Source organism: Haloimpatiens lingqiaonensis, from assembly GCF_901447495.1.
Lineage (GTDB): Bacteria > Bacillota > Clostridia > Clostridiales > Clostridiaceae > Haloimpatiens > Haloimpatiens lingqiaonensis.
In genome coordinates this window covers 1-18,626 of sequence record NZ_CABDWS010000064.1, presented here as the reverse complement: position 1 = coordinate 18,626, position 18,626 = coordinate 1, and the positions used below count along the sequence as shown (strand labels likewise).

15 protein-coding genes and 1 riboswitch are annotated in these 18,626 nt (G+C 29.0%); of the genes, 3 read left to right on the top strand and 12 right to left on the bottom strand.

Going from position 1 to position 18,626, the window contains the following annotated elements; all coding sequences use genetic code 11:
* Positions 1–624: 624 nt before the first annotated feature.
* Both cbiB and FGK85_RS11705 read right to left on the bottom strand, forming a co-directional pair.
* The gene (cbiB, locus tag FGK85_RS11710) at positions 625–1,578 is read right to left on the bottom strand and encodes an adenosylcobinamide-phosphate synthase CbiB (RefSeq protein WP_138206848.1); all 954 of its coding nucleotides are present in this window, start codon (positions 1,576–1,578) and stop codon (positions 625–627) included.
* 729 nt (positions 1,579–2,307) lie between these two features.
* Positions 2,308–2,493: riboswitch (cobalamin riboswitch) on the bottom strand.
* A gap of 191 nt (positions 2,494–2,684) precedes the next feature.
* Positions 2,685–3,740, bottom strand: coding sequence for a pyridoxal phosphate-dependent aminotransferase (locus FGK85_RS11705; RefSeq protein WP_138206846.1), 1,056 nt, complete (start codon positions 3,738–3,740; stop codon positions 2,685–2,687).
* Between the two features lie 608 nt (positions 3,741–4,348).
* Between FGK85_RS11705 and FGK85_RS11700 the strand changes: the two genes are divergently transcribed.
* Complete coding sequence (locus FGK85_RS11700; protein WP_243122866.1) at positions 4,349–5,026, top strand: metallopeptidase TldD-related protein; 678 nt, start codon at positions 4,349–4,351, stop codon at positions 5,024–5,026.
* A 164-nt stretch (positions 5,027–5,190) separates the two neighbouring features.
* On the opposite strand, the gene FGK85_RS11695 is transcribed toward FGK85_RS11700, so the two are convergent.
* From FGK85_RS11695 to FGK85_RS11680, 4 genes are all read right to left on the bottom strand, one after another.
* Positions 5,191–5,886, bottom strand: coding sequence for a cyclic nucleotide-binding domain-containing protein (locus FGK85_RS11695; RefSeq protein ID WP_138206841.1), 696 nt, complete (start codon positions 5,884–5,886; stop codon positions 5,191–5,193).
* Positions 5,887–6,023: 137 nt separating this feature from the next.
* On the bottom strand, positions 6,024–7,181 hold the full coding sequence (locus tag FGK85_RS11690; RefSeq protein ID WP_138206839.1) for a galactokinase: 1,158 nt from the start codon (positions 7,179–7,181) through the stop codon (positions 6,024–6,026).
* 53 nt (positions 7,182–7,234) lie between these two features.
* A complete protein-coding gene (galT, locus tag FGK85_RS11685; RefSeq protein WP_138206837.1) occupies positions 7,235–8,278 on the bottom strand; it encodes a galactose-1-phosphate uridylyltransferase in 1,044 nt (347 codons plus the stop codon).
* Positions 8,279–8,477: 199 nt separating this feature from the next.
* The gene (locus tag FGK85_RS11680) at positions 8,478–9,497 is read right to left on the bottom strand and encodes a LacI family DNA-binding transcriptional regulator (RefSeq protein ID WP_243122865.1); all 1,020 of its coding nucleotides are present in this window, start codon (positions 9,495–9,497) and stop codon (positions 8,478–8,480) included.
* Positions 9,498–9,670: 173 nt separating this feature from the next.
* On the opposite strand from FGK85_RS11680, the gene FGK85_RS11675 reads away from it, so the two are divergent.
* A complete protein-coding gene (locus FGK85_RS11675) occupies positions 9,671–10,108 on the top strand; it encodes an aldose epimerase family protein (RefSeq protein WP_138206835.1) in 438 nt (145 codons plus the stop codon).
* A 211-nt stretch (positions 10,109–10,319) separates the two neighbouring features.
* Here FGK85_RS11675 and FGK85_RS11670 read toward each other — a convergent pair whose 3' ends face one another.
* The 3 genes from FGK85_RS11670 to FGK85_RS11660 all read right to left on the bottom strand — a co-directional run bounded on the left by FGK85_RS11670 (position 10,320) and on the right by FGK85_RS11660 (position 13,816).
* Positions 10,320–11,318, bottom strand: coding sequence for a LacI family DNA-binding transcriptional regulator (locus tag FGK85_RS11670; protein ID WP_138206833.1), 999 nt, complete (start codon positions 11,316–11,318; stop codon positions 10,320–10,322).
* Between the two features lie 102 nt (positions 11,319–11,420).
* Positions 11,421–12,593 (bottom strand): phosphopentomutase, encoded by a 1,173-nt coding sequence (locus FGK85_RS11665; protein ID WP_171011405.1) that lies wholly within the window; start codon positions 12,591–12,593, stop codon positions 11,421–11,423.
* A gap of 428 nt (positions 12,594–13,021) precedes the next feature.
* Positions 13,022–13,816, bottom strand: a complete 795-nt coding sequence (locus tag FGK85_RS11660) for a Cof-type HAD-IIB family hydrolase (RefSeq protein WP_138206829.1) — start codon at positions 13,814–13,816, stop codon at positions 13,022–13,024.
* Between the two features lie 329 nt (positions 13,817–14,145).
* Here FGK85_RS11660 and FGK85_RS11655 point away from each other — a divergent pair, with 329 nt between their 5' ends.
* The gene (locus FGK85_RS11655) at positions 14,146–15,810 is read left to right on the top strand and encodes an outer membrane protein assembly factor BamB family protein (protein ID WP_138206827.1); all 1,665 of its coding nucleotides are present in this window, start codon (positions 14,146–14,148) and stop codon (positions 15,808–15,810) included.
* A 555-nt stretch (positions 15,811–16,365) separates the two neighbouring features.
* On the opposite strand, the gene uppS is transcribed toward FGK85_RS11655, so the two are convergent.
* The 3 genes from uppS to FGK85_RS11640 form a co-directional block, all read right to left on the bottom strand.
* A complete protein-coding gene (uppS, locus tag FGK85_RS11650; protein ID WP_138206825.1) occupies positions 16,366–17,013 on the bottom strand; it encodes a polyprenyl diphosphate synthase in 648 nt (215 codons plus the stop codon).
* A gap of 329 nt (positions 17,014–17,342) precedes the next feature.
* A complete protein-coding gene (locus tag FGK85_RS11645) occupies positions 17,343–17,696 on the bottom strand; it encodes a hypothetical protein (RefSeq protein ID WP_138206823.1) in 354 nt (117 codons plus the stop codon).
* Positions 17,697–17,862: 166 nt separating this feature from the next.
* Positions 17,863–18,351, bottom strand: a complete 489-nt coding sequence (locus FGK85_RS11640; RefSeq protein WP_138206821.1) for a relaxase/mobilization nuclease domain-containing protein — start codon at positions 18,349–18,351, stop codon at positions 17,863–17,865.
* Positions 18,352–18,626: the final 275 nt, after the last annotated feature.

Genomic DNA, 18,626 nt, shown 5'->3' with positions numbered 1-18,626 from the left:
TATGGGATATTTATTAGCCACTACGTGAATAACTCCATGTAGAGATTACTAATATCAAAAATTTTCCTTCACTCAAAAGGATTTTTTGTCATGCTCAAAATTCGTTACTTCATCTTCAAATTACAAAGTATTTTATTATTCTGCGCCCTTCGGGCAAAACATTTTTAAGCTTAACTTTTTCATATTTCACTTTACACTATCGTTTTAAACACTTGAACTCTCACAAGCATATTTTTAAAATCTATTTTTTAATATTCCACTTTGCACTATCATTTCAAAACTATTGATTGTATGAAAAATTTACTTATTATCCTGCAATTCTATATTAATAAATTTAAAAATATTCAGGGACAGGTCTTGCTAATTCCTAACTTAATTCCCTAAATATCAGGGACAGGTCTTGTTAATTCCTAACTTAATCACCTAAATATCAGGGACAGGTCTTGCTAATTCTTAACTTAATTCCCTAAATATCAGGGACAGGTCTTGCTAATTCTTAACTTAATCACCTAAATACCAGGGACAGGTCTTGTTAATTCCTAACTTAATCACCTAAATACCAGGGACAGGTCTTGCTAATTCTTAACCTAATTCCCTAAATACCAGGGACAGGTCTTGCTAAACCTACCTAAATACCATCCCTACCGCCACATAAATTATTAACATAAGTATTTCAGAAAAATACATCAATTTTATTACTTCCACTATATGTTCTTTATTTAAATTTACTATTTTATCACCAATAGTTGGTTTATATATAACTTCACCAAAATATGTATTTATACCTCCAAGTTGAACTCTCATAGCACCTGCTGCAGCTGCTTCTGGGTATGCGCAGTTAGGACTTTTGTGATTTTTTCTATCCCTTATCATTATTTTAAAGGACTTAATTATATTGCCTCCTACTAAAGGAGAAACAAGACATATTAAAATTCCTGTAACTCTTGCAGGAATTAAATTAAACAAATCATCCACTTTTGCAGGAAAATATCCTATATCCTTATATTCCTTTGTCAAATATCCAAGCATAGAATCCATAGTATTTATGCCCTTATACATCATAGCTAAAGGCGCCCCACCTATCATGGCAAAAATTAAGGGAGCTATAACTCCATCAGCAGTATTTTCAGCAACGGTCTCCACATCCGCCCTTACTATCTCATCTTCTGAAAGGTATTTAGTCTCTCTTCCCACTATATATGAAAGCTTCAATCTAGCATCTTCAATATCATTATTTTTTAATGACTTATAAATTTTCAACGCCTCATCCTTCAAACATTTACATGCAATAGTTGTCCATAATATCAATATACTTAATATATGATGAATTAATGGTACCTTTTCAGTAAACTTCAAAATGAAATAAGGAATAGCAAAACTTGTCCCTGCTACTAATATAACAATAATTCCACCAAAAAATTTTAATTGACTAGGGCTCTTAGATATTTTTCTAAATTTCTTTTCTAAATATCTTATAAGCTTACCTATGTATATAACTGGGTGTGGAAATCCATAAGGATCCCCTATTATCCAATCTATAGCTACGGCTATTAGTACATATAAAAAATTAAAATCCATAACATCCCTTCCCCCCGTAATTATAATTAATTCAACTTTCGCAGGTATAAAATAAAAATATAAAATTTGCAGTTAAGTAATGGGATTAGCTAAGAAACCAGCTATGTATTCTGCTTGGCCATAAAAATAAACTGCAATATTTTGTAATGTTTTTAAATATAAAGTTTTACCAAGCAATATAATATATTTAACCATGTAAAGTTCCATTAAACAATGTAGTATATTTAAACTCATAAAAAGTTTGTTCTAAAAACATTTTATATTTTTTCCATCTATATTTTGTGTGATTGTAACCGTTTTTTAACTTTTAATTATATTACTTCACCTATAATTAAATTAATGAATAATAAATAATTTATAGGAAGTGATTTAAATGAAAAAATCTTTTAACATAGTTTCATTTATAGGAATCATATTCATATCAATAATAGCGTTAGAATTAACATTTTTATGTATTTAAATATAATTAAAATTTAATTTCCCCTTCATATTCTCTGCTTTTAATAAAGCAGAGATTTTTTTAACCATTTTAACCACTACACTATACTATATTATGCAATGATAAAATATACTTTTTTAAATACATAAAATCTATGACTTTAAACACCTAAAATTTATGTTATTCCTCATGCTATAGGTATTTTTACATAAATAAAACAGTAGTCCAAGAAAACTACTGTTGAAATCACCATTTTTAAACTTCAAAAGCACCTTCCCGCCGAAAGCCTTATTAATTATATGATTTAGGCAGGTTTCCTGACTCTAGTATCTTCCTCATCTCACCCTTCCCAGTTTCAAAACCAGTGGGCACATTGAGACTTGTTCTCTATTACAGTAGCGGGGGCTGCTGCGGATTTTCACCACATTCCCTTTTAACCACATTTCTATTGCGGCACCTAAATTTTTTTAATTATTAAATTTTTCATCCTTTTTAATTATAATACAAAAATATAAACTTTAATAGTTATTTACTCAACTTTCCTACATAAAATTTAGTCTACATATAGGCTCTAAATTAGATAAATAAAGGAATTTTCCTTAATTGAGCATTGATCATTATTCATACCTTTTGGGGTTATAACACTAAATAAAAAATATCTGTGATTTTATAACTGCGAAAATTTAGCTAATGTATTAATAAGTACTTTATTTTTCTCTTCGTCCTTTATGGCAAATCTTACATAATACTCATTTAGTCCCTTATAATTATTGCATTTACGTATTAAAATGCCATTTTCTAAACAATAATCATAAAGTTTATTGCAATCTACATTCTTAAGCTTAACCAAAATAAAATTAGCATTAGTTCCAAATACCTTGTCTATAAATTGTATATTATTTAATCCGCTGATAATAAACTTTCTTTGAGTATTTATCCACAATAAGGAATCCTCTATGTATTTTTTATCCTTTAAAACATATTTAACAGCAGTTTCTGCAAAACAATTTATATTCCAAGGGTTTTGTTTTTCCCTTATATTTTTAAGCAAATCTTTATTTCTACTCATGCCATAACCAAACCTAATGCCAGGCATGCCAAAAAACTTTGTAAGAGCTCTTATTATAAATATGCATCTATAGTTTTCTAACTCTTTTACAAAGCTCTTTTCATTATCTCCTACAAATTCTATGAAGGCCTCGTCTATAATTATTGTTTTATTTTCTCTTTCACAAAAATCTAATATACTTTTAAATTTATCTTTATTGATTATTCCTCCATTAGGATTATTAGGATTTCCAATTACTAAAGCCTCTGCATTTGAAATTTTTTCTAATATATCATCATAATCATAGCCCATATGATCTTTATTTAAATATGAATACTCTATTTTACAACCATGCTTTTCCCCATCAATCTCATATTCTGCAAAAGAAGGCACGGTTATCAATATACTTTTAAAACAAGCTATGCATAAATCTATTATTTCTGCGGCACCATTGCCAAGAACAAAATTTTCTTCATATACTCCTGTATAATCACTTAGATTTTTTAAAATCTCCCTATATTTTATGTCTGGATACCTTGTACAATTGTTCAACGCTTCATTTATATTATTTGTGAAACTTTCTGGTATTCCTAAAGGATTTATATTAGAGCTAAAATCTATAAGCTCCACCCCTTTTAATACCCCATTTGTATAAATATCTCCACCATGTATCAAAATAGCACCACCAATCTTATGTATTTAATTTTAAATTGATTCCATTTTTCCAACCTTACTAAAAAATTCACTTATTATTTGTTATAGTTATTTCACACCACTATCCAAAATGAAAATTTCATAATACTTGTTTTTAATATAACATCCTCTAATTCTAGTTTCAAATCTGCTAAAGTAAAATAAGTAATATGTCCCTTATATTTTACAAATCTGCTAAAGTTGAATAATTAATATACACCTTATATTTTATCACATAATTACAAAATATAAGTATCTGAACTCTTCCAAAAGCAACCGATAAAATTCTCAATGCAGCTAGTTCAAATTTCGCTTCCCATGAACTTTCTCATTGGATTCCTAAACTTACAGACGCAATATTTAAATATGACAATCATGAAAAAGGCTGCATAAATTCCTGTGAATTATTCTTAAATAAAATATACAACAGAATAGTTAATTCAGAAGGAATAGACGTAAATTACGAACAATATAAAGGTGAGTTAGAATTCATAGTTAATTGGAAAGAATCTGGGGAAGAAATTGAACTTTACAAATTTATTAAATTCTCGGATTTTGATGAAGAATTTATATCTGGAAATATTAAAGAAATGTTGGAATTAGCAAAAGAAAAAGCCATAGCCACAACTACTGTTAAATCCGGAAAATATACAGTGTTATTAACCGGTTCTCCAGTAAAAGAACTATTCAGCTACTATTTTGCTAGATCTAATGTTTCTGCTGTATACGACCAAATATCTCAGTGGAAAATAAACCAAAAGATACAAGGAGAAAATATTAAGGGTGACACCATTAATATGGTTTTAGATCCTAAAATGAAAAACTCAATCTTTTCCGTACCTTATGACCAAGATGGTGTAGCTTTAGACAAAGTTGCTGTATTAGAAAATGGAATATTAAACAAGTACCACGGAAGCAATAGATACAGCTACTATTTAAACCAGCCTACCACAGGTTCCATTGCTAATATGGAATTTTTAGGAGGTTCTAAAACAATAGAAGACTTTAAAAAATCACCTTACATTGAATTAGTATCTTTCTCTGATTTCCAGCTTGATCCTCTAACTGGAGATTTCGGAGGCGAAATTAGATTAGGTTGGTATTTCGATGGAGAAAAAACTATTCCTATAACTGGTGGCTCCCTCTCTGGAAATATAAATGAAGTTCAAAATGAAATGTATTTATCTAAAGAACTTCAGCAATTTAATGGCTTTATAGGTCCCAAAACTGTTCAAATGTTTGATTTAACTGTAGCAGGAATACAATAACTATATATGTTAAATATAATTTAAATGAATACTAGGGGCTGTTGCACTAAGAATAAATCCTACGATGGATATATTGTATGTGAATTCCTTAGTGCGGCAACCCCTATATTTTTTCTATATTACAATTATTACTGTAGTTAACTTATAGTGATACTATCTAATACCTATTCGTAATGCCCTCCAGACATATCTTTCAATCTCTCATAATCCAATATTACTATTTCTTTATTATTTTTCTTTATAATTCCACTGTCACATAAATCCTTAATCACCCTATTTAAATGCCTATAACTAACTCCAAAAAAATTCGCTAACTCAGTTAAATTATTAGTTTTTATTTCATCAATTAATTTATTGTTATTTTCATCAGATGTTATAGCTATCAAATAACTGACAAACCTGTTTATAAAAGGATAGGCTTGATTTAAAGCTGATAAATTTGAAAAGGTATACAACTTATGACTTAAATTTTCTATTACAAACCTTAGAAAAAGACTATCTTCGCCAGCATATTTTCTTATATCATCCACCTTAATTCCTATTATAATCGCTTCATTTAAAGCCTCTACATTATTTTTAACTTTATATTTTTTAAATAACTCTAAATCGCCTACTATAGATAGCGGAATACTAAATCTTAACAATGTAGACTTGCCATTTAAAAGCAAATTAAATACTTTAAGTTTTCCTTTAACCAAAAAGTATATCCACTCTAATTCATCATCAATTTTACAAATCATCTCTCCTTTTTCGCAAAGAAAAAGTTTCATATATGGAGACATATCTTTATCAAATATAGTATCCAGTTGGAATTTATCTATATAATGTTTCATTAAATTTTTATCATTAAGTAACTTCATAGCAATATCACTCCTATAAATTCTAGTATAACTATTTTTACAAAAATAAAATAGGACATAAGTCCTATTTATTACTTTTACATTATTAAATTCTTTAAAATTCAACTGAATCTCATACTTTTTATTTTCTATATAAACTAAATTTCTCTACTTCCTTCTCCAATTCCTGTAACATAAAATTCAGGATAGTACCCTATTATGTGGAAATAGTTTTCTTTCAATTCTTCCATGAACTTAGTAATATTATCCTTATGAACTATAGCTATTGCACACCCGCCAAAACCAGCTCCTGTCATTCTTGCACCAATGCATCCTTCTATTTTTAATGCTTCATAAACTATGGTATCCAACTCTTTTCCTGTAACTTCATATAAATTCTTAAGCGAATTGTGAGACTCTACTAAAAGCTTACCAAATTCCTGTAAATTTCCCTCTGATAAATTTTTAAAAGCTTCTTTTACCCTATAATTTTCAAATACTGCATGTTCTGCTCTTTTTCTTATATCCTCATCCTCTATAATTTCTTTAACTTTTGTAAATTCATCAGGTGTTAATTCACATAAGTATTTTATATTTTTTTTAGTTCTTATTATCTCCAGAGCCTTTTCACATTCTTCTCTTCTTTCGTTATATTTTGACTCATTTAGTGCTCTTCTCTTTTTTGTATTCATTATAACTAATGTATAATCTTTTAAATCTACTGGAGCATACTTATACTCTAATGTATTACAATTCAATAAAATGCCCTTATTCATCTTGCCCATACCAACTGCAAATTGATCCATTATACCACAATTTACTCCTACAAATTTATTTTCAGCTTCCTGTGATATTTTCACCAAATCTATTGTGCTAATTTCTCCATTATTAAATAATCTATTAACTATTTGTGCTATTAAAAGTTCTAAAGATGCTGAAGAGGATAACCCTGCACCATTAGGTATATTGCCGCTTATTAAAATATCCATACCCCCTACTTTATATCCCATATTCTTCATTATACTGATAACACCTTTGGGATAATTAGCCCAATCATCTTCTTTTCTATACTCTAACTCATCTACATTTGTCTCAACCTTAAGCTTAAAATTAGTAGATACAAAATTTATCTTATTATCGCATCTTTCTCTAACAATACCATAAGTTCCAAGCTCGATGGCACAAGGAAATACGTACCCACCATTGTAATCTATATGCTCACCTATTAAATTCACTCTTCCTGGTGAATGAAAAACCCTAATTTCTCCCTGACCATAAATATTCTCAAATTTATTTTTTAATTCTTTCAACTCCATTTAATCACCCCTTAATGCTAAATCATACTGTTATTTTAAAACCCTTAAAAAATTTATTTGCAATTCTTTAAATATCTTTTATAAGCTTCTCTAAGTTCTTCTGCACATTCCTCTACAGCTCTTGGATTACATGCTGCCCATGCTCCCATTTCTGATGATGCATAATACTTTATTTTATTTTCAGATCTTAGTGGAGTATAAAATTCCACATGGAAATGATAATAATCATCATAATTTCCATATTCAGGTGAATTTACTGGTGCTTGATGTATGCACATCATATATGGAAATTTTTTATTAAATAATGCATCAAAAGTACCCGTAACTTTTTTCAATATATCTGCAAAATCATTTTTTTCTTCATCTGTAAAGTGAATCATGGCACTTTTATGGTTTTTGCTAACAATAAACATACCATAAGGATAATCAGTGAAAAATGGTAGATATGCTACGAAACTTGCATTTTCAACTACTATTCTTTTCTTAAATTCTTCTTCTTCTTTGTTCATTCTGCATATTAAACATTCATTATTTTTTTCATAATACTCTTTACAAGATTCCAATTCAGTTTTGATCTTTAAAGGCATCTTTGAATATGCATATATTTGTCCATGAGGATGTGGCATAGTCACTCCTACTTCTTCTCCCCTATTTTCAAATTTAAATATAAATTTTATCTTTTCATCTTTACTCAATTGGATATATCTTTCGCACCATAGGTCTACTAGTTTTCTTATATGACCTACCGATAATTCTGGAAGAGTTACCGTATGTTTTGGAGAATATAGTATTACCTCACATTTTCCATAAGCCCTGTCAGTTTTATATACACCTGTCCCTGAGTTTTCTTCTGGATTTCCTATACCTGTCCCTTGTTTTTCTTGGTTAAAGTTTGAGCCTACTTTATCTGGTTCTGGTGGATTTTCCATAAGTGCTGGAAAATCATTATCGTATTTTAAAACTTCATATTCCTCTGGAACCTTTCCTGACCCTGGACAAAATGGACACCAGTCCTTTGGCATCTGAGGTCTATTTTGTCTATGTGAAGCCACCATTACCCAATCTTTTAACAATGGATTCCATCTTAATTCTGCCATATAAAATTCCCCCTTTAGAAAACCTTTTCTATTTTGCTATTTTTAAAGTCCAACTTTAAAACCACTGATTTCAAAGTCAGACTTAATTATTACTTTAGTAAAACATAACCTTATACCATGTCTAGGAACGCCAAAGAAACACAACGGCCTAATGCCTTTTCAATTAAAAACAAGAGCATCACTTTACCAGTCACCATAGTTATATTTCTTTGCAACTTTCCCTAATAACTAACTTAGTATCCAATATAATTTTTCTTCTTACATTGCCATCAACCTTCATCATGCTTAACATTTCATTGGAGGCAATTTGCCCTACATCTTTTATTCCTAAATCAATAGAAGTAAGCTTAGGACTTGTTATATTTGAAATAAATGTATTGTCACAACCAATTATAGATATTTCCTCTGGAATTTTTATTCCTAAACTCCTACAACAATTCATAGCACCTACGGCCATTATATCATTACAAGCAAATATAGATGTAGGTCTATCTTTCATCAATAGAACTTTTTCAATAGCCTTTTGAACACTTTCAGAAGCATACATACTATTACCATTTTCAACAGTAATCACATTGCTGTACTCAATGTTTTTCTCCTTTAAAAACTCTCTATAAATTTTTTCTCTCAAATCATAAGAAGCACTTTGTTCCCCTCTTATAAAAAGTATTTTTCTATGATTTAAATTATATAAATATTCTAAAGCTTGTCTTATGCCTATTTCTTCATCATAGCTTACACAATTTAATTTATAATCTTCCCCTAAAGCATTTATAATTAATACAGGTATACTATCAGAAATTTCACTATAGAACTTATTCTTTAAGTTTTTAATTGAAGGATCCATTACTATAATTCCATCTACTTTTCTTTGGAGTAAATTATTTACAAGCTTCTTTTCTTCCCTATAATCTCCTCCAGTATTGCATAAAGATATACTATACCCTTGATTTTTTATATTATTTTCAATATTTTCAACTATAGTTGGAAAAAATAAATTTGTTATACCAGGAACCACTACCCCCACTGTATAAGTTTTTTTGGTTATCAAACTTCTCGCCATATGATTTGGAGTAAAATTCAACTTTTCTATAGCTTTTTCTACTCTTTCACGGGTTTCTTTTTTAACTGGATAGTTGTTGTTTATAACTCTTGATACAGTAGTTATAGAAACTCCTGCTTCTTTAGCTACATCTTCTATAGTAATCGATTTAACCACTCCCTTAAGAAAACCTTTTCGATATAATACTATATTATCATAAGAATTGTGGAATTTTCAATGTTTTTAATTTTAATTTTAATTAATACTGCATTAACATTTTTAAATTTATCTTTGCATTATTGCCAATAGAATACTTTTCATGAAGAAATAATTATGAATGTGAAGAAGAAATGGAAATTAACTTTCCAAAGGGAACTAACCAAATAATAAATGTACATAAAAGCAATAATTTAGGTAATTTAAACTCCATTCACGCTTATCCTGAAACAACCACTCCAGAAGGAAAAATATATAGTTTAAATAAAGTGGGAAAAAAGCAGCTAAATAATACTGAAAAATACTATGTTTATAATAAAATCCATGAGGGAGTTTGTTCTGTTTATTACCCTAGCAAGGATATAACTTACAAAATAAACTTTAATAAAGATGTTCTTCCTTATGTGGGTTTTTGGGTTACTGAAGGCGGTTTTAGGGGTGATTATAATTGCGCCTTAGAACCTACTAATGGTTTTTATGACAATATTCCCATTGCGAAAGAAAATAATAAATTATTTTATCTTAGAAAAGAAGAAGCTCTAAACTTTCAAATATGTATAGAACTTTTTTAAAAGAATTTATTTAAATGTTTAACATGCTTTTAAAAATATTTATAGGCTTGTACAATATTTTCTTAAAATAAACCAAAATCAATAGTATGGCTGCAAAAGCAATTAACCAAATTGCATCCATAAGATACACAAAAAAATTTTTTCTTTTTTTCATGGATTGCTAACACATCCTTTTCCTATTTTAAAGAGAAGCAATTGCTTCTCTTTAGGATTACTTTTTACAAGATTCTCTTTCTACTAATTGATATGGCAATACATAATTTTTTTCCTCAATCTTTTGTTTGTTAATAATCTTTATTAACATTCTCATACCAACTGAACCCATATCATACATTGGTTGTGATACAGTAGTTAACTTAGGATAAAATACTGATGCTTCATATATATCATTAAATCCCATTACATCCACATCTTCTGGTACTTTTATGCCTTTTTCTCTTAGGGCATTTATAGCTCCTATAGCACATTCATCGCTGCCACAAAATACTGCATCTAAATTTCCACTTTCTATTACTCTTAACATACCTTTATATCCATCTTCTACCTTTAATCCGCTGGAGTACACAATAGAAGCATCTAAATTTATACCATTTTCCTCCAAAGCTCTCTTATATCCTACATATCTCATAGATGTTATATTGTTATCATCATCCTTTTTACCTATGTAAGCTATTCTTTTATTTCCATTTTTAATTAAATAAGTTACTGCATCATATGCCGCGCCTTCATTGTCTATGGATACACTTGGAAAGTTCTTTTCTTTATCTGTATTTTCTATTAGAACCATTGGAATTCCTAATTCCTTTATAAATTCTAATATTTTAGGCTGTAGAGAACTACTCATATAAAGTATTCCATCTACCATTTTTTCTCTAAGAACTCTTAAATAATTTACTTCTTTCTCTAAATCCAAATCTGTATTGCAAAGCATTATATTATAATCATATATATTAGCAACGTCCTCTGCGCCTCTTACTATCTCTGGATAAAATTGACTGGATATGTCAGGAATTATCATTCCCACAGTACTAGTCTTTTGTGTTTTTAAACTTCTAGCTACAATATTAGGTCTATATTGTAACTTATCAATTGCCTCTAATACCTTTTTCTTAGTTTCTTCATTTACTACATTTATATTATTCAAAACTCTTGATACCGTTGCAATTGATACGCCTGCTTCTCTAGCTACATCTTTAATTGAAGCCGCCATATTATCAACTCCTATACATATTATTCTAATTATTATAACCTAAAAAAACTGTCATTTACAAGTTTAAATATACTTTATTTCACTATTTTAAGTATTATTTTTTTAATTACATAAAAAATATTCTTTAGCCATGCTGCTTATGTAAGATAAAGTTGGAATTTTACCTATAAATCCTTTTAAATTATGGTGTCCATAAATAAGTATAGGCACGTACTCTCTAGTATGTTTACTATGTCCTATGGTAGGATCATTTCCATGATCCCCTGTGACTATTAATATATCCTCTTTATTTATTAAACTAATCATTTTGCCTATATAATCATCTATTTTTTTTAGTTCTATTGCATACTTAGAAACATCCTGAAGATGTCCTGCCATATCCGTACCCTGCACATTACTCAAAATAAATGCCTCTTTAGTATTTATTATCTCCCTTAAAGTTAAATTTAGTATATTTTCCGTATCTTTTTCTATTAAATTCTTTCCATGAGGGTTTTGTATTATATCTCCTGCTTTTCCTATCAAAATTACTGGAATATCCCTATCCTTTAGCAAATATTGAATTTGATCCCTATCCTTATTATAAAAAGGCAAATTGGCATTTATGTATCCTCTATCTTCATAAACCCCCGATTTTACCAAATTTATACCTATAACTCCATTTTGCTTTTTTTCTATAAATAATTTTAATTTATCAATTGGTACAAAAGCCCCGTTAACTGTAATCCTTGGTACTTGAGAATTTTCTCTAATAGTATTAGCTATTTTTAAAACTTCTTCATAGCTTATTTTATTAAGATCAGCTGTAACACTATATATTTGCCCTATATCCCCTTCTAAACTATCAGCAATTATAGCATACTCCCCAATACATAGCAATTTGGAGTTTTTTTCTTTCCTTATATATTCCACTTTATATCCTTGAGTCTGTAATAATGCTCCTATTTCATTGGCTTTTTCAGAAAACACTTGTATATTTCTATTAAAATATTTTCTACCCATAATCTCTTGATGACCTAAAAATGAGTCTGCTCCTGGGTGATTTAAAGCACATTTGCCATAAGTACAATTGAAGCTCTTTTTCATATAATCTGTTTCATAATCTAAAGCATTCATTATTCCCAGTTTTTCTAAATTAGGAATTCTCAACGAACTAACCTCACTAAATACATGCCTTAAAGTATTAGCTCCTATATCTTCTTTTCTATTTGCCTTTACATCCTCCATAGCTCCAATACCTAATCCGTCTACAACTAAAACTATAAATCTTCCCATATTTAACACCTTATCCTCAAGTAAAATAAAACTTAGTTTATTCAATCTATTATGTAATCTACAATTCACCCAATGTAAAACTAAGTTAAAATTCACATACAGCCTAATTTATGTACATTATATCATATAAGAAGCCCTGTATACAGAATTTATAAGACTAGGATGCTAGCGGCTAGTATTTAGATAACTAGGCGATAATTTAAAACCTATAATTCAAATGAATTTTTCTCCATTCAATTTCCAAAAACTTAAAATATAAAAAAAGCTAGAACTCCTCTATTAAACAGAATATTTCTAGCTTCTCTTACTATAACTTTTTATTTAATTCAAGATTTTCCACAGCAAAGCGGAGGAAAATCAACCTTAACTAGCACGCTAACCCTCTAGCACACTAGCCCCCTAAAACTTGTGATTTCATCACAAGTTTTTTATACTAATATAAATTTCTCTATAACCTTGCTTACACCATGATTATCATTAGTGTCTGTTACATAATCGCTTATCTTTTTAACATTATCATATGCATTGCCCATGGCAACTCCTAATCCTGCATATTTTATCATTTCTATATCATTTTCGCTGTCACCTACAGCTATTACTTCTTCCCTTTTTATATTATTAATTTTAGCAATATATTCTATAGCATATTTCTTACTTATATCTTCATTTCCTATTTCAAAATAATAGGTTCCCGTTTGCATTACAGGCACATTGTATGGTTTTATGATTTTATTAAATTTATTTTTTTCTTCCTCTGTAAAACATACACCTACTATCTTTGTGATATCTTCTATGTCATTACAGTCCTGTACATTCAAGCACACTGCTATACTTTTTTCCCTTATATATTCAAACTCTGAATTTTCCTTATCTACATAGGAATTTTCTTTATCAAATACAATATAACTTATATTTTCCTCTCTAAGCTTAGAAATTATCTCTTTACACATTTTTTTATCCATTGTATGTATTTTAACTATTTGCTTATTTTCTGCTCTAACTATTACTGCTCCATTTATAGTCACTAGTTCTTCAGTAATATTCAATTTATCTACATACTTTTTAATTGCATTAAATTCTCTTCCAGATGCAAGTACAACCTTAACCCCTTTATCTAGGCATTTTTTAATAGACTCTATATTTTCCTTTTCCAATCTTGATTCTGAATTAAGCAAAGTTCCATCCATATCTAATGCCAACAATTTATACTTCATGTTATTCATTAGTCATACCTCCATCTAATAATTCTAGTAAACCATCTCTCCACTTACTTACACTAAATTGGGAGCTTCTTGATTAAAATATTCTCCCCTTATATATATTAATACAAAATTTAATTTCTATCCAATTTACATACTTAAAATGCCTCAATGGATATGCTTTTCACAACGTTTTCATTCAATCTTGCTCCACTTTTCTGAATATTTTAATAGGAAACTTATATGCAGATGGAATACTAATTGACTATTTGGTAATAATTTCATAATAGGACTCATATTTTATATTATCAATTATCTATTTACAAATATATATTTTAGAAAGGACAAAACAAATGGTGAAAAGAAAAACTTTATTAATAACATTATGTATTATTATGGCTACTTGCTGCAGTTGCAATCCCAAAGCACCAAACAAAAAAAATAAATTTCATAAAGGAAAACATCTGTATTCTGCAGACTCAAAACAAACTTTGCCTACTCTAAGTCATGGAGTTTTAAATTCCAATGAAAATAATAAAAATGATAAAAAACTTCTTTACTTAGATAATGGAACTTTACCAAATATAAAATACAGTTTATTTTTAAACAATGCTCTTATAAAGAGTTATACAAGTAAAGAAGATACATCATTTCCAAAAAAATATTCAACTATAGATGGAATACTAACCTTTAGGGGCGATAATTTAAGAAATAGTCCTTCCTTTGGTACATGCAATATAAAGGAAGAAAAACTACAAGAGAAGTGGCACTTCAATACTAATTCAGGAACTTGGGGTGGTGGTGCTGGTTGGACTGGACAACCTTCCATTGTTAAATGGCCTAAAGATGTACTTAAAATAATGAATATTAAAGATAAATTTAAAAATAAAGATAATTTTGTAGAAGTTATATATGCTTCACTGGATGGTCACATATATTTTATAGATTTAGAAACTGGAGAAGAAACTAGAAATCCTATAAATATAAATAATCCAATAAAGGGAAGTGTCTCTATAGATCCAAGGGGCTACCCATTACTTTATGTAGGACAAGGTATACCTGAAAAAGGTGCCATTGGCTACAGAATATTCAGCCTAATAGATAGCTCTCTTTTATACTTTATAGATGGAAGAGATGGGTTAGCTCTACGAAACTGGGGTGCCTTTGACAGCTCTCCACTTATAAATAGGAAAAATGACTCCCTTATTTTATGCGGTGAAAATGGCCTATTTTATAATATAAAACTAAATACAGATTTTAAAATAGAGCATAAGAAAATCTCTATAAAACCTGAAGTTATTAAATATAGATATACTACGAAAAAGACTCCCGAACAGGGCATGGAAAACTCTCCAGCGGTATATAAAAATCTAGTTTACTTTGGAGATAATTCTGGAAATATACAGTGCATAAATCTTCAAAATATGAAACCTATATGGACCTTTGACAATACTGATGATACAGATGCTACCATAACCATAGAAGAAGAAAATGGTAAGCCCTATATATACACAGCTAATGAAGTAGACAAACAAGGTGCTAAGGGTATATGTAACTTAAGAAAACTAGATGGCTTAACTGGAAAGGTTATATTCGAAAAATCCTTTGAAGCCATGTCTCTTCTTGGTAAAAGTCCTGTAAACGGCGGTGCTTTAGCTACAAATATTATAGGAAAAAATGACATAGAAAATCTAGTTATTTTTAATATAGCCAGATATAAAAATTTCAATGGCGGAATTTTGTTAGCTTTAGATAAAAAAACCGGTAAAGAAGCATGGAGGCTAGAAATGGATAATTACTGCTGGTCTTCTCCTGCTGCAGTTTACACTTCTAAAGGTAAAAGTTATATTATTCAAGGAGATTCTACTGGAAACTTATTTTTAATAGAAGGAACCTCTGGCAAAGTACTTCACTCTATAAACCTAGGAAGCAATATAGAAAGTTCTCCAGCCATATATGAAAATACCATTGTCTTGGCTACAAGATGGGGAAAATTCTTTGCAATCAAGGTAAAATAAGAATGTTGCGACGCAACATTCTTATAATTGACAATTGACAATTGACAGTTGACAATTATGGATGTTTTGCTAATGCAAAACTAAAATTAAAAACAGAAAAAAACCTAAATATAGATAAATTCTATGTTTAGGTCTTTTAAAACTTTAGTTTTTCTGTAAGAAAAACTTCCTTCATTATCAATTGTCCATTGTCAATTGTCAATTATAAAATTGCATCGCAATTTTCAGGTCATGCGTATATGGTCACGGGGAAAGGGCAGCCTACTAAAGGATAATTTTTCGCCGCTTTGCTATGGAAAATCTTTAATTTATAAATAAAAAAGCGTTTATAATCTTTTAGGCGGAGCCTTTCGAAAAGTTATATGATACTTATTAAAATAAAATAGTAATTAAAATTCGATTCATTTTGCCGTAAGGCAATTGCTTGTATAAATCTTAGTTTTGTGTATAAGTAAGGGGTAAAAAGTAAGAAGTAATAGTTAAGGATAATTTTTCTTCATTGCATTACTAGAAATTTTAGAATTTCAATATTCACTAGCAACTAGTACCTAAATATTAACCACCTAAAGTAATATCTTGATGTTCATACCATTTTAATGCATCATAAAACTGTTCTTTCTTAAAATCTGGCCATAAATCATCTATAACATAAAAATCTGCATATACAGATTGCACGGGTAAAAATCCACTTAATCTGCGTCTTCCTCCCCAGCGTATGATTAAATCTATTCTAGATATATCTGAAGATTGTATATGCTTCTGCATTTTACTGCTATCACCTTCTTTACATCCTTTACATATATCCCATTCCCATCCATAATTCACTAAAAAATTTATCTTTATACCACCTTTTCCAAACTTAGTTCTTTTGGTAAATGGTTTTAATTCTTCTGGAAACAACTTAGATTCTTTATCCCCTACAATCAATAACTCACCATCTTTCTCAGCCAAACCCATTACTGACTCCACACATGCTTTTCTAAATTCTTTTGTTTGTTCGCTGGGCCTTTTTGTATTATCTTTAGTAAATCCATAAAAAGTTATTTCTTCTATCCCTAACTCCAAGCACATTTGGTAAAGCTGAAAACCCGGCTCTATACCAAATCTATATCCATCTTTTTTATCAAGGCCTCTAGCTTGAGCCCATCTTCTATTTCCATCTGGAATTATACCTATATGCTTAGGCAATCTTTTAAATTCCATGCTAAACCTCCTAAAATAAATACTATTGCAGGTAAATTTATTGCCATATTACTACAAAGTTTATGTATTTTTTAATATATCCTACTTTGAGCATTTTTAAACAAAAATGTAGTATTTTTTCTCAACGCTTAAGATTTTCTGACCACACTTGCTTGTAGATAAAAATAAACGTCAGCAAGTATTACGATTTGCTGACGTTTTGTTATTCATTCAATACAATAAATAATCCTCCACTCAAACGTAAACAAATGGAGGAAGAGTTCACTTATGCAAACTTTAACAATAGCATTCATTACTATTAATATTTCCTATATTTTAACTTGTTAATATTAACTTTCTCTATAATTCTTTATGCGAATAGGTATTTCTTTAAAGCTAAGTATAGCAAAAATACCACATAGAATAAACTCTAAATAAATCTTTTGATAAAGTGCATATATTGAAGTAATTAACATTAGTCCAAACCATACAATTTGTAAAATAACCTTAAATAGTTTTTGATTATCCGAATGCTTTTTTATACAAATAAGTATTTCTATAAAACTAATTCCAGCAAAAATACCTGAGAGAATAGATATTAAATATCTTTTTTCATGAAATGCGTTAACGGAATAAACTACCATAAATATAAACAATGCGCTTTCAAAGATTAATGTTAATGATCTTTTAAAAGATTTCTTCATTTTAACCTCCTAAAAATAAATTTTTGAAAAAAATCATAATTTAAATAACATTATGTAACTATTCAATCATCCTAAATAATTACTATTTTCAACGAGTTTGTTTATTTAATTATGTCATAATATATTCTATAATTTCAATATAATTTTAAAATATTACAATATTTACCTATAGATTTGCAAAATAAACCCTACTCCGTATTATAGTATATATTTTAAAATAATATAGCTCTATCTCACTATCATACCTATATCCTCTATACCTATAAGGATTTTGTCTCCACTTATAACCTGTTTCAAAATTTACTGAATTTATGACAAAGTGATTATGAATATGATTCCTGTCTATATGCGTAGCCATAACCACTTGATAGTCCTTAAACCTTTCACATAACTCTTTACCTATTTCATAAGCTATTTTAGGAGTTATTTTATCATAAGGAGCAAAAGATTGAACAAAATGTATATACTGCCTTCCTGTTTCTTTACCATAGCTTTTCTTAATAGCCATCATTTCAATAAAAGCATTATCTCCATTGCAGTCTTTGCCCCATATAAGCTGTTCTTTGGTCTTTTTAGGATTAAGAATATATTCTATAACTTTCTTTAAACTCTTGGGTGATTTATTGGGTCTGTTAATGAATTCAATAACTGCCATATCTCATGAATCTCCTTTTTGCACTGCGATAAATGTAAGCATGATATTTTACCTGCATGGCATAAAACTACTAATTGATTTAGATTTGTACCAATTTTAATGAGCTGCTTTGCTACATCTTTCATGCCATCAATTACTATAATTTTTTGGCTATTTAATAAATGTTGTGCAAAGTACCTATAAAATATAGTAGTCACTTTGCATATTTTACCAATATGTCTTGAAAAGATCTTTTAGGCGTCAGCCTGCCAAATTATAGTTATATTAAAAATGAA

Bases quoted from the DNA above. Each gene is read 5' to 3' on its own strand.
- cbiB (WP_138206848.1), bottom strand. From the start codon at position 1,578: ATGGATTTTAATTTTTTATATGTACTAATAGCCGTAGCTATAGATTGG.
- FGK85_RS11700 (WP_243122866.1), top strand. From the start codon at position 4,349: ATGTTGGAATTAGCAAAAGAAAAAGCCATAGCCACAACTACTGTTAAA.
- FGK85_RS11695 (WP_138206841.1), bottom strand. From the start codon at position 5,886: ATGAAGTTACTTAATGATAAAAATTTAATGAAACATTATATAGATAAA.
- FGK85_RS11690 (WP_138206839.1), bottom strand. From the start codon at position 7,181: ATGGAGTTGAAAGAATTAAAAAATAAATTTGAGAATATTTATGGTCAG.
- galT (WP_138206837.1), bottom strand. From the start codon at position 8,278: ATGGCAGAATTAAGATGGAATCCATTGTTAAAAGATTGGGTAATGGTG.
- FGK85_RS11675 (WP_138206835.1), top strand. From the start codon at position 9,671: ATGGAAATTAACTTTCCAAAGGGAACTAACCAAATAATAAATGTACAT.
- FGK85_RS11670 (WP_138206833.1), bottom strand. From the start codon at position 11,318: ATGGCGGCTTCAATTAAAGATGTAGCTAGAGAAGCAGGCGTATCAATT.
- FGK85_RS11665 (WP_171011405.1), bottom strand. From the start codon at position 12,593: ATGGGAAGATTTATAGTTTTAGTTGTAGACGGATTAGGTATTGGAGCT.
- FGK85_RS11660 (WP_138206829.1), bottom strand. From the start codon at position 13,816: ATGAATAACATGAAGTATAAATTGTTGGCATTAGATATGGATGGAACT.
- FGK85_RS11655 (WP_138206827.1), top strand. From the start codon at position 14,146: ATGGTGAAAAGAAAAACTTTATTAATAACATTATGTATTATTATGGCT.
- uppS (WP_138206825.1), bottom strand. From the start codon at position 17,013: ATGGAATTTAAAAGATTGCCTAAGCATATAGGTATAATTCCAGATGGA.
- FGK85_RS11645 (WP_138206823.1), bottom strand. From the start codon at position 17,696: ATGAAGAAATCTTTTAAAAGATCATTAACATTAATCTTTGAAAGCGCA.
- FGK85_RS11640 (WP_138206821.1), bottom strand. From the start codon at position 18,351: ATGGCAGTTATTGAATTCATTAACAGACCCAATAAATCACCCAAGAGT.